The 10,925-nt window shown below is 62.0% G+C and carries 12 protein-coding genes; 9 read left to right on the top strand and 3 right to left on the bottom strand.

The features are described 5' to 3' along the window. Positions 1-195, top strand: a 195-nt coding sequence (locus BCY88_RS40095) for a hypothetical protein (protein ID WP_220669671.1), incomplete at its 5' end; no start/stop codon positions are given. Positions 196-325: 130 nt separating this feature from the next. Here the strand turns inward: BCY88_RS40095 and BCY88_RS17065 are convergent. Next, positions 326-1,102, bottom strand: a complete 777-nt coding sequence (locus tag BCY88_RS17065; RefSeq protein ID WP_120345384.1) for an enoyl-CoA hydratase — start codon at positions 1,100-1,102, stop codon at positions 326-328. Between the two features lie 132 nt (positions 1,103-1,234). Between BCY88_RS17065 and paaN the strand changes: the two genes are divergently transcribed. The 5 genes from paaN to paaK all read left to right on the top strand — a co-directional run bounded on the left by paaN (position 1,235) and on the right by paaK (position 7,010). Beyond that, positions 1,235-2,935, top strand: coding sequence for a phenylacetic acid degradation protein PaaN (gene paaN, locus BCY88_RS17060; protein WP_120345383.1), 1,701 nt, complete (start codon positions 1,235-1,237; stop codon positions 2,933-2,935). 126 nt (positions 2,936-3,061) lie between these two features. Next, entirely contained in the window at positions 3,062-4,264 is a 1,203-nt protein-coding gene (gene pcaF, locus BCY88_RS17055) for a 3-oxoadipyl-CoA thiolase (RefSeq protein ID WP_120345382.1), read from the top strand. A gap of 45 nt (positions 4,265-4,309) precedes the next feature. Then, positions 4,310-5,101, top strand: a complete 792-nt coding sequence (gene paaG, locus BCY88_RS17050; RefSeq protein ID WP_120345381.1) for a 2-(1,2-epoxy-1,2-dihydrophenyl)acetyl-CoA isomerase PaaG — start codon at positions 4,310-4,312, stop codon at positions 5,099-5,101. A 1-nt stretch (position 5,102) separates the two neighbouring features. Then, positions 5,103-5,564, top strand: coding sequence for a hydroxyphenylacetyl-CoA thioesterase PaaI (paaI, locus tag BCY88_RS17045; RefSeq protein ID WP_120345380.1), 462 nt, complete (start codon positions 5,103-5,105; stop codon positions 5,562-5,564). Between the two features lie 141 nt (positions 5,565-5,705). Next, positions 5,706-7,010, top strand: coding sequence for a phenylacetate--CoA ligase PaaK (gene paaK, locus BCY88_RS17040; RefSeq protein WP_120345379.1), 1,305 nt, complete (start codon positions 5,706-5,708; stop codon positions 7,008-7,010). Between the two features lie 116 nt (positions 7,011-7,126). Here paaK and mltA read toward each other — a convergent pair whose 3' ends face one another. Next, the gene (mltA, locus tag BCY88_RS17035) at positions 7,127-8,251 is read right to left on the bottom strand and encodes a murein transglycosylase A (RefSeq protein WP_120345399.1); all 1,125 of its coding nucleotides are present in this window, start codon (positions 8,249-8,251) and stop codon (positions 7,127-7,129) included. Between the two features lie 16 nt (positions 8,252-8,267). Between mltA and BCY88_RS40380 the strand changes: the two genes are divergently transcribed. Beyond that, positions 8,268-8,441: a hypothetical protein gene (locus tag BCY88_RS40380; protein ID WP_259461427.1), complete on the top strand. Its 174-nt coding sequence runs from the start codon at positions 8,268-8,270 to the stop codon at positions 8,439-8,441. A 46-nt stretch (positions 8,442-8,487) separates the two neighbouring features. Here BCY88_RS40380 and apaG read toward each other — a convergent pair whose 3' ends face one another. Beyond that, the gene (gene apaG, locus BCY88_RS17030) at positions 8,488-8,862 is read right to left on the bottom strand and encodes a Co2+/Mg2+ efflux protein ApaG (RefSeq protein WP_028199699.1); all 375 of its coding nucleotides are present in this window, start codon (positions 8,860-8,862) and stop codon (positions 8,488-8,490) included. A gap of 297 nt (positions 8,863-9,159) precedes the next feature. Between apaG and rpe the strand changes: the two genes are divergently transcribed. Both rpe and BCY88_RS17015 read left to right on the top strand, forming a co-directional pair. Next, positions 9,160-9,843, top strand: a complete 684-nt coding sequence (gene rpe, locus BCY88_RS17020) for a ribulose-phosphate 3-epimerase (RefSeq protein ID WP_120345378.1) — start codon at positions 9,160-9,162, stop codon at positions 9,841-9,843. 41 nt (positions 9,844-9,884) lie between these two features. Continuing rightward, positions 9,885-10,601, top strand: coding sequence for a phosphoglycolate phosphatase (locus BCY88_RS17015; protein WP_120345377.1), 717 nt, complete (start codon positions 9,885-9,887; stop codon positions 10,599-10,601). Positions 10,602-10,925: the final 324 nt, after the last annotated feature.

Raw genomic sequence — 10,925 nt, 5'->3', positions numbered from 1 at the left:
CGCGCATCAAGCGCCCACACTTATCGGCTGTTAATTTTTAAAGATCGAGTACGCATTCACTACCAAACCAGCACCGTGTCGCACACTTCGCAACCACCGGTACCGCTTCGTTCTGCGTCGCTGCATCAGCAGCAGAGAAACGAGATTATGAAGAACTTTCGCTACATCGTCAACAGGTTTTTGAAACTTTCTTAACCCGCTCACTTCGCGCAAAGCCTTGCCACTGCTGGCTCTCCCGCTTCCCGCGCCCCGGCGTCCGGAGCACGAAAGAGCGAGATTCTAGCGAGCCAGACCGGCCCTTGCAAGCGTTATTTTGACAAGCGTATTAACGATGCTTGAAAACCGGCTTGCGCTTCTCAACGAACGCGGCCATCCCTTCCTTTTGATCCTCTGTAGCAAAGAGCGAATGGAAGAGGCGGCGCTCGAAATGCACACCTTCTGCGAGCGTCGTTTCGTACGCACGATTAACCGACTCCTTCACCATCATCACCGCCGGCAGCGGGAATTCGGCGATGGTCGCGGCCGCAGCCACCGCTTCGTCAAGCAAGGAAGCCGCAGGGATCACCCGCGAGACCAATCCGGCACGCTCTGCCTCAGCGGCGTCCATGAAGCGTGCGGTCAGGCAAAGGTCCATTGCTTTCGCCTTTGAGACGGCGCGCGGGAGTCGCTGCGTACCGCCGGCACCCGGCATGACACCGAGCTTGATTTCCGGCTGGCCGAACTTCGCAGTGTCGGCGGCAAAAATAATGTCGCACATCATCGCCAACTCGCACCCGCCACCCAGAGCGAAGCCCGCCACCGCGGCAATGATCGGCTTGCGGATGGAGCGCACCGTTTCCCAGTTGCGAGTGATGTAGTCGCCTTTGTAGACATCCATATAGCTGTAGGTCGCCATCATGCCGATATCGGCACCGGCGGCAAACGCTTTCTCGCTGCCCGTCACCACGATCGCACCAATCGCGTCGTCGGCATCGAACTCGCGCAGCGCAGCGCCCAACTCGTCCATCAAGGCGTCGTTCAGCGCGTTCAACGCCTTCGGGCGATTCAGCGTGATCAATCCGACTCGCCCTCGCGTCTCAACCAGAATGTTCTCGTAAGCCATGCCGCCTCCTAATGGTTAATGCTGCGCGAAAACGCTTCGCGCGGCCGTCTTAATAATGCTACCATTCACCAACCAACCGGTCGGTCAATTATTCGACAGGCTTTTCCCAACGTACAGCCAAGCCCCTCTGCCATGACACATCCGCTATTCACCAAGCACGAAGACACGCTGCAAAAGGCACTCACCGCGATTGAGACGCGCGGCTACTGGAGTCCATTCGTCGAGATGCCCAGTCCGAAAGTGTACGGGGAAACAGCCAACGCAGACGGCGAAGCCGCATTCAAAGCGCTCCTGAACAAGACGTTCGAACTCGATCAGCCCTCGACCGGAGAAACCGTCGGCGCCGAAGTCTCGCCGTTCGGTTTCCCGCTTGGCGTGCGCTATCCGAAAGCCGATCCCGACGCGCTGATTGCAGCGGCGGCCGCCGCACAGCGCGACTGGCGCCTGGCCGGCCCGCAGGCGTGGATCGGCGTCTGCCTCGAAATCCTCTCGCGCGTGAATCGCGCCAGCTTCGAAATCGGCTACAGCGTGATGCATACGACCGGCCAGGCATTCATGATGGCCTTCCAGGCCGGCGGCCCGCATGCGCAAGATCGCGCACTCGAAGCGGTCGTGTACGCCTGGGATCAACTGCGCCGCATTCCCGCCGATACCCACTGGGAAAAGCCGCAGGGCAAAAATCCGCCCCTCGCGATGCACAAACGCTACACCGTCATACCGCGCGGCACCGGCCTCGTGCTCGGCTGCTGCACCTTCCCGACGTGGAATGGCTATCCCGGCCTGTTCGCCGATCTGGCAACAGGCAACACGGCCATCGTCAAGCCGCATCCGGGCGCGATTCTGCCGCTCGCGCTGACCGTACGAATCGCGCGCGACGTACTGCGTGAAGCCGGTTTCGACCCGAACGTCGTTACGCTGCTGGCGACCGAACCGAACGACGGCCCGCTCGTTCAGGATCTCGCGCTGCGCCCGGAAATCAAACTGATCGACTTCACGGGCAGCACACAAAACGGCACCTGGCTCGAGCGCAATGCGCATCAGGCTCAGGTCTACACCGAAAAAGCCGGTGTCAATCAGATCGTGATCGACTCTGTAGACGACATCAAAGCCGCCGCACGTAATATCGCCTTCTCACTCGCGCTGTACTCGGGCCAGATGTGCACCGCGCCGCAAAACATCTACGTACCGCGAGCCGGCATCCGCACCGCCGAAGGCACGCTTGGTTTCGACGAGGTCGCCCAGGCTATCGCCGGCGCAGTACAAAAACTGGTTTCAGACCCGGCGCGTGCTGTTGAACTGCTCGGCGCGATCCAGAACGAAGGCGTAACTCAACGTATAGGCGAAGCCGCGAAGCTCGGCCGCGTTCTGGTAGAAAGCCAATCGCTGGAACATCCGGCTTTTGCCGGCGCCCGCGTACGCACACCGCTCGTACTTCAACTCGATGCGGCAACCGACGAGGCGCAGTTCACCAAAGAATGGTTCGGCCCGATCTCGTTCGTGATCGCAACGGACTCGACAGCGCAGTCACTCGACCTTGCCGGCGCAATCGCCGCGGAGCACGGCGCCCTGACACTGTCGGTCTACAGCACGGATGAAGCCGTGCTCGAAGAGGCGCACGAAGCCTCTATCCGCGGTGGCGTCGCGCTCTCGATCAATTTGACGGGCGGCGTTTTCGTCAATCAGTCTGCAGCGTTCTCCGACTTCCACGGCACAGGCGCAAACCCGGCGGCAAATGCCGCGCTGGCCGACGCAGCCTTTGTCGCGAACCGCTTCCGCGTCGTTCAAAGTCGCGCTCATGTTGAACCGAAAGCGACACCGGCGGTAGCTGGCTGAATGGCATAAGACAAAAGCACGGCCTTCGTCCTATGCCGTTTGGCCGAATAGACCTGGCCGTGCGCCCCAACTAACATGAGACATCGGATCGGCACGTCCCGCCGATCCGTTCCAGTAGGAACCCACATGAACGACGCCTTCATTTGCGACGCGATTCGCACTCCAATCGGCCGCTACGGCGGCGCCCTGAAAGATGTCCGCGCCGACGACCTCGGCGCAGTACCAATCAGGGCGCTGATCGAGCGCAATCCCGGCGTTGAATGGCAGGCTCTGGACGACGTGATCTATGGCTGCGCCAATCAGGCCGGCGAAGATAACCGCAACGTCGCCCGCATGGCGGCATTGCTGGCCGGCCTGCCCACGAACGCGCCCGGCGCAACCATCAATCGCCTGTGCGGCTCGGGCATGGATGCTGTCGGCACCGCAGCTCGCGCCATCAAGGCTGGCGAAGCGCGATTGATGATCGCCGGCGGTGTCGAAAGCATGACGCGCGCGCCGTTCGTGATGGGCAAGGCCAGCAGCGCATTCTCGCGACAGGCCGACATTTACGACACGACCATCGGCTGGCGCTTCATCAATCCGCTCATGAAACGCCAATACGGTGTCGATTCAATGCCGGAGACCGCGGAAAACGTCGCCGTCGAGTTCGGCATAAGCCGTGCGGATCAGGACGCGTTTGCGCTGTCGAGCCAACAGAAGGCCGCCCGTGCGCAGCGCGACGGCACCCTGGCTCAGGAAATCGTCGGCGTTGAAATCGCCCAGAAGAAGGGCGACCCCGTACGCGTGACGCTCGACGAGCATCCGCGTGAAACATCGCTCGAAAGCCTGGGCAAGCTCAAAGGTGTGGTCCGCCCTGATGGAAGCGTGACGGCGGGCAATGCATCGGGCGTGAACGACGGCGCATGCGCATTGCTGCTCGCGAGCGGGGAGGCTGCCGATCAATACGGATTGCGTCGCCGCGCACGGGTTGTGGGCATGGCGACAGCGGGCGTGGAACCGCGCATCATGGGCATCGGCCCGGCGCCAGCCACGCAAAAGCTGTTGAAGCAGTTGAACATGACGCTCGACCGACTCGACGTGATCGAGTTGAACGAAGCGTTCGCATCGCAGGGACTCGCCGTTCTGCGCACACTCGGTCTGCGCGACGACGATCCACGCGTCAATCCGAATGGCGGAGCAATTGCGCTCGGCCACCCGCTCGGCGCATCGGGCGCGCGCCTGATCACCACCGCGCTTTACCAGTTGGAGCGGATCAACGGCCGCTTTGCGCTTTGCACGATGTGTATCGGCGTAGGTCAAGGCATCGCCCTGGTAATCGAGCGCGTCTGACGTCAACGCGACTCGCGGATCAAAGAGACTTTGAGGAGACACCCAATGTCCTATGAAGCAATTCGCCTCGACATCGATACATCGAGTCGCGTGGCAACCATCACGCTGAACCGCCCAGACAAGCTCAACAGCTTTACGCGCGCGATGCACCAGGAATTGAGCGCCGCACTCGATCAGGTGGAGGCATCCAGCGCCCGCGCGCTCGTGCTGACCGGCGCAGGCCGCGGCTTCTGCGCGGGACAGGATCTCGCGGATCTCGACTTCACGCCAGGCGCGATGACGGATCTGGGCGAGCTGATCGACGCGCATTTCAATCCGCTGATCCGCCGCCTGCAGGCACTGCCACTCCCCGTAATCGCCGCGGTCAATGGCACGGCCGCCGGCGCCGGCGCCAATCTCGCGCTGGCTTGCGATCTCGTGCTCGCTGCCCGTTCGGCCAGTTTCATCCAGGCATTCGTCAAGATCGGTCTGGTACCGGACTCGGGCGGCACCTGGTTCCTGCCGCAACGCGTCGGCATGGCACGCGCCCTGGGTCTCGCGATCACCGGCGACAAACTGAGCGCGGAAAAAGCCGAAAGCTGGGGGCTGATCTGGCAAACGGTCGACGACACCGAACTCGCCACGACAGCCAGCAAACTCGCGACACAACTGGCACAGCAACCCACACGCGCCATCGCGGCGATCAAACAGGCAATGCGCGCGGGCGTGACACAAACCCTGGATCAGCAGCTCGATCTCGAACGCGATCTGCAACGCGAACTCGGTGCTTCGCACGATTACGCGGAAGGTGTACAGGCATTCGTGGAAAAACGCGCGCCTCGCTTCGAGGGTCGCTGATATGTCCGCACAACCCAACCACCCGGCCCAAATGACACCCGACGAACTCGCTCGCGCAACCGCAGCCGCCATGTACGAAAACGATGCGTGCAGCCGGGCGCTCGGACTCGAAATCCTGGAAGTGCGCCCAGGGTATGCACGCCTGCGCATGGCGGTGCGCGACGACTTCCTGAACGGCCATCAGATTTGCCACGGCGGCCTGATTTTCACACTCGCCGATTCCACGTTCGCTTTCGCCTGCAACACGTACAACATCAACACAGTCGCGGCCGGCTGCGCGATCGAATTCCTGCGCCCGGTTAAAGGCGGCGACGTGCTGACCGCCGAAGCGGTCGAGCAAACGCTGAGCGGCCGCACTGGCATTTACGACATTCGCGTCACGAACCGCGCAGAGGAGACCGTGGCAATGTTTCGCGGTAAATCCGCGCAGATCAAAGGCAACCTGATCCCCACGGGCGATTGAATAGCGGATCGAACAACAGAATCGCGGCGCGTCCGCGAGACACTGGCAACGCATCCATTAGACAGCAACGGGTCCACGGTTTTCGCGCGCAAGCGCACCGCAACCCCAGACCCAAGCATTGAGGCAGCAAGGAGACATTCGATGACCACCGCCCTTCCGCTCGATCCCATCGAGACAGCCAGCCGCGACGAACTTGCCGCGCTCCAACTCGAACGGCTCAAATGGTCGCTGAACCACGCGTACGAGAATTCGCCCGTCTATCGGCAAAAATTCGATGAAGCCGGCGTCCATCCGAGCGACGTGAAGACCCTTGCAGACCTCGCACGCTTCCCCTTTACCACCAAGAAAGATCTGCGCGACAGCTACCCGTTTGGCATGTTCGCGGTGCCGCAGGAACAGATTTCGCGGATCCACGCATCGTCCGGAACCACAGGTAAGCCGACCGTTGTCGGCTACACAGCGCGCGATATCGATACGTGGGCAAATCTCGTCGCGCGTTCGATCCGTGCCGCAGGCGCGAAGCGCGGCGACAAGGTTCACGTGAGCTACGGCTACGGTTTGTTCACGGGCGGCCTGGGTGCGCACTACGGCGCTGAGCGCGCGGGGCTGACCGTGATCCCGTTCGGCGGTGGCCAGACTGAAAAACAGGTACAACTGATTCAGGACTTCCGGCCCGACATCATCATGGTGACGCCGAGCTACATGTTGTCGATCGCCGACGAGCTCGAGCGGCAAGGCATCGATCCGGCGAATTGCTCACTGCGCATCGGCATCTTCGGTGCGGAACCGTGGACCAACGACATGCGCCAGGCCATCGAAAAGCGCATGGGCATCGATGCCGTCGATATCTACGGCCTATCCGAAGTGATGGGTCCGGGTGTCGCGTCGGAATGCGTCGAGACCAAAGACGGCCCGACTATCTGGGAAGACCATTTCTATCCCGAGATCATCGACCCCGAAACCGGCGAGGTGCTGCCGGACGGCGAACTCGGCGAGCTGGTATTCACATCGCTGACCAAGGAAGCGCTGCCGATCGTCCGTTACCGGACGCGCGATCTGACGCGCCTCTTGCCAGGCAGCGCGCGCACCATGCGCCGCATGGAGAAGATCACGGGCCGTTCGGACGACATGATGATCGTGCGCGGCGTGAACGTATTCCCGACGCAGATCGAAGAGTTGCTGCTCAAGCAACACGCCCTCGCACCGCACTATCAGATCGTGCTGACGAAGGAAGGCCCGCTCGACGTACTGACATTGAATGTCGAGCCCTGCCCGGAATCGGCCCCGGATACTGCCGCACTGAGCACAGCGAAGCAGGCCTTGGCCTACGACATCAAGGCACTGATCGGCGTGAGCGCGGTTGTGAACGTGCTGGGTGTAAACGGGATCGAGCGTTCGGTGGGTAAAGCTCGCCGGGTGGTGGACAAGCGCAAGTCGGGGCTTTAAGCCATACGCCGGAACGCCGAAGAAACGGCGACGGTTGATGTTTGATAGCAGAGCTGATCGGCGTCAGCCCTGCTATCGAGCGCGCTGGCGGCAAACCCGCTGCCAGCGCCAAACCCTCACGAATTCGGCAACAACAACCACATCCGACCGCCCTGCTTCATCTTGCCGGCCAGATCACCTGCATCGTCGCCAAGACCCCAGAAGTAGTCCGCGCGCACGCCGCCCTTGATCGCGGACCCGGTGTCCTGCGCAAAGACGAGGCGATTCATCGGTGAGTTCGTCAACGGACGCGTGGTCTGCAAGAACACCGGCGTACCCAGTGGAATCGAAGACGGATCCACCGCGATCGACCGCTCCGGCGTCAACGGCACACCCAGCGCACCAATTGGACCGTCCGCCCCGCCGCTCGGCGCACTCTCTCCAGACGGCATTTCACGGAAGAACACGAAGCGCGGATTCGTATCGAGCAATGCGTCGACCCGCGTGGGGTTGGCGCGCGCCCATGCCTTGATGCCCTGCATGGTCGCCTGAGCCGGCGTCAGTTCGCCACGATCGAGCAGCCACCGCCCGATCGACTTGTACGGCTGGTTGTTGGTGCCGCCAAAGCCGACCCGCATCACGCTGCCGTCTTCCATCACGACGCGCCCCGAGCCCTGTACCTGCAGGAAGAAAGCTTCGATCGGATCGTCGACCCATACGAGTTCGTTGCCGTTGAGCACGCCCGCGCGTTCGAGTTGCGCACGCGCCGGCAGCGGCGCTCCCGCGCGGTAGCCGGATGGCCAGCGATACAACGCCGTCTGATACACGCCGTGCCGTGTGCGCGAACCGCGCAGCAACGGCTCGTAGTAGCCGGTGACGAGGCCATCGAGCGTGCCGTCGTTATTGGCTAACTGGAACGGCGTGAAATACGCCTCGAAAAACGCGCGCGCGCTGGTAACGTCCAGATCGTCGATCTGCGCGGCCGCCGCGCATGCGCGGGTCCAATTCGGTTGACGCGCAAGCCTCACGCAGTTTTGCCGCAACGCAGCCGTTGCGCCGATCAGCGAATCGTCCTGCCAGCCCGGCACCTGTTGCCACGCTACCGCCGTGAGCCGCGTCGCGGCGATCTGCCCGGGTATGATCGCGGCACCCGTGGGCGGCGAAACCGAAGGCCGGACCGCGCCGCCGCCACCGCAGGAAGCCAGCATCACCGCAACCGAAAGCGCGCCGAGCCATGCTCCGGCAGTGCGGACAAAACGCATACAATGTTCGTTCTTGATGGAAACCGCCATGTCTGATCTGTTCGACGAATACCCGATGCTCATCTTCGCGCTGGAATCGCTCCTCGCGCTTTTTCTGCTCGTCTTTATCGTTGTATGGACGTCGTCCGGCAAGAAAAAGGCTGCGCGCGCCACCACCAATGAACAGCAAAAGCAGCAAAAATCCCAGTAAAACCGCGCTGTAAAGCCTCTTAAAGACCGCGAGCCTCGCTCGCGGTTCAATGCAAAGTACGCGGCATACGCAAAATGAACTCGGGCACGGGCGCGTCGAAGCGCTCGCCGTCCTCCGCCACGCAGAAATACTCGCCGCGCATGGTGCCGACGGGCGTGGCAATCACCGCCCAACTCGTATATTCGAAGTGCTCGCCCGGTTTGAGCAGGGGCTGATGCCCAACTACGCCCAAGCCTTTTACTTCCTGCACGCTGTTGTCGCTGTCGGTAATCACCCAGTGACGCGCGATCAGCTGCGCGGGCACCTGGCCGCTGTTACGGATAGTCAGCGTGTATGCAAACGCATACTGGCGGCGCTCCGGGTCCGACTCTTCGGGCAGATACTGCACCTGCGCCGAGACGCTGAATTCGTACTGGCTCATCCTGATTCCGGTCTGGTGAAACGGGCTAAAAAATCGCGGGAAGCCCCGAACGCCAATGGTTTGCGGGCGCATTGGAGAAGCGGCACTGATGGTTTGGCATTCTGCTTGATGCGCGGCACGCCCGCAACCGGACAAATCCCTCTGGCCAAGGGCCGTTAGGACGTTTTGTCACCACCGCCGCGCATTGCCGACGCCGGCGGCATACCGGTCTCAGGCCAAACTCAAGCCGCCCGCGAACCGGCTCAGCAGCGCGCAAAACGGTAAAATGGCGTTTTCCCGCTTGCATCCGCCCCTGCCATGACGCAATTCCGCATCGCCCCCAGCATTCTGTCCGCCGATTTTTCGCGCCTCGGAGAAGAAGTGCGCAACGTTGTCGCCGCCGGCGCCGACTGGATTCACTTCGACGTGATGGACAACCATTACGTGCCGAACCTGACGATTGGCCCGCTCGTCTGTGAAGCCATCCGTCCGCACGTGGACGTGCCGATCGACGTGCACCTGATGGTGCGTCCCGTCGACCGGATCGTGCCGGACTTCGCCAAGGCCGGCGCGAACCTGATCAGCTTTCACCCCGAAGGCTCGGACCATATCGACCGCACGCTCTCGCTGATTCGCGACCATGGCTGCAAGGCCGGCCTGGTGTTCAACCCCGCCACGTCGCTGAACCATCTGGACTATGTGATGGATAAGGTCGACCTGGTGCTGATCATGTCGGTGAACCCGGGCTTCGGCGGTCAATCGTTCATTCCCGAGGCGCTCGTCAAGCTGCGTGAAGCGCGTAAGCGGATCGACGCCTACAAGGAAAAGACCGGCCGCGAGATCCATCTCGAAGTGGACGGTGGCGTGAAGGTCGACAACATCGCCGAAATCGCGGCAGCCGGTGCGGACACGTTCGTGGCAGGCTCCGCGATCTTCGGCGCGCCGGATCACAAGGCGGTGATCGACAAGATGCGCGCCGCGCTCGCCAACATCCAGCACTGATCGGACACCGATCGATCTCCGGGATCCCGCACGCACTCAAGATGACGACTTCATACCCTGCTCCGGCCTTCACCGGCCCACGTCTGCAAGCCGCGATCATCGACCTGGACGGCACGATGGTCGATACCGCCGACGATTTCACCGCCGGTCTGAACGGCATGCTTGCGCAACTCGACGCGGCGGAAACCTCGCGCGAGGAAGTGGTTGGCTACATCGGCAAGGGTTCGGAGAATCTGATTCGCAGTGTGCTGGCCCAGCGCTTCGAAACGGAGCACGCGCAGGATCGTTTCGACGAGGCGCTCGCCATCTATCAGGAGGAGTACGCCAAGATCAACGGCGTGCACACGCGGCTGTACCCGGAGGTCGAAGCCGGCCTCAGCGCCATGCGCGACGCCGGCCTCAAACTCGCCTGCGTCACCAACAAGCCGCACCGGTTCGCGGTCGAATTGCTGGAGCAGTACGGGCTCAGCCAGTATTTCAGCGTCGTGCTCGGCGGCGACAGTCTGCCGCAAAAGAAGCCGGATCCGCTGCCCATGCTCACCGCCGCGGCGCAGCTAGGCGTCGCGCCGCGGGCCACGGTCGCCATTGGCGATTCGGAAAACGATGCGCTGGCCGGCCGCGCGGCCGGCATGGCAACGCTCACGCTGCCGTACGGCTACAACCACGGCCGAGCTATACAAGAAATAAAATCCGATGGTATAGTTGCCTCGCTGCTCGATGCCGCCAAGGCGATCGCAGCGCACCATTCCACGACTTGAAAAGTCCTTCATCCTCATGTTTCTGAATAAAAAACGGAGTCTGATTAGCATCGACCGGGGAGCCTGGCCCTGGCGTCGCTGGTCGCGCTAACCTCGCCTGAGGTACGCTGAAGCTCGCCTTCGGCAACCGTTTTTTACTTCGCTGCGCTCACGCGTTTTTTCCATCACCTTGTTTCGCTGCATCGGTTGATTTGGCTCCCGTGTACTCGCAAAGTACATCTGTGCGCTGAAAGCCCGTTGCATGCGTCGATGGGAAACTCGCGCCGGTCGGTATCATCGTGTCGAAACGTCGAACGAACGCCTGACCGGGCGCGCCGCGCCCCC

The organism is Paraburkholderia fungorum (assembly GCF_003610895.1).
In the GTDB taxonomy this organism is placed as follows: Bacteria; Pseudomonadota; Gammaproteobacteria; order Burkholderiales; family Burkholderiaceae; genus Paraburkholderia; species Paraburkholderia fungorum_B.
This window is presented reverse-complemented; position numbering and strand designations above follow the sequence as displayed.

Excerpts from the sequence above, each read along its gene's own strand:
- paaN (WP_120345383.1), top strand. The coding sequence starts at position 1,235 with ATGACACATCCGCTATTCACCAAGCACGAAGACACGCTGCAAAAGGCA.
- BCY88_RS40380 (WP_259461427.1), top strand. The coding sequence starts at position 8,268 with ATGGAAACCGCCATGTCTGATCTGTTCGACGAATACCCGATGCTCATC.
- paaK (WP_120345379.1), top strand. The coding sequence starts at position 5,706 with ATGACCACCGCCCTTCCGCTCGATCCCATCGAGACAGCCAGCCGCGAC.
- BCY88_RS17065 (WP_120345384.1), bottom strand. The coding sequence starts at position 1,102 with ATGGCTTACGAGAACATTCTGGTTGAGACGCGAGGGCGAGTCGGATTG.
- paaI (WP_120345380.1), top strand. The coding sequence starts at position 5,103 with ATGTCCGCACAACCCAACCACCCGGCCCAAATGACACCCGACGAACTC.
- BCY88_RS17015 (WP_120345377.1), top strand. The coding sequence starts at position 9,885 with ATGACGACTTCATACCCTGCTCCGGCCTTCACCGGCCCACGTCTGCAA.
- paaG (WP_120345381.1), top strand. The coding sequence starts at position 4,310 with ATGTCCTATGAAGCAATTCGCCTCGACATCGATACATCGAGTCGCGTG.
- mltA (WP_120345399.1), bottom strand. The coding sequence starts at position 8,251 with ATGCGTTTTGTCCGCACTGCCGGAGCATGGCTCGGCGCGCTTTCGGTT.
- apaG (WP_028199699.1), bottom strand. The coding sequence starts at position 8,862 with ATGAGCCAGTACGAATTCAGCGTCTCGGCGCAGGTGCAGTATCTGCCC.
- rpe (WP_120345378.1), top strand. The coding sequence starts at position 9,160 with ATGACGCAATTCCGCATCGCCCCCAGCATTCTGTCCGCCGATTTTTCG.
- pcaF (WP_120345382.1), top strand. The coding sequence starts at position 3,062 with ATGAACGACGCCTTCATTTGCGACGCGATTCGCACTCCAATCGGCCGC.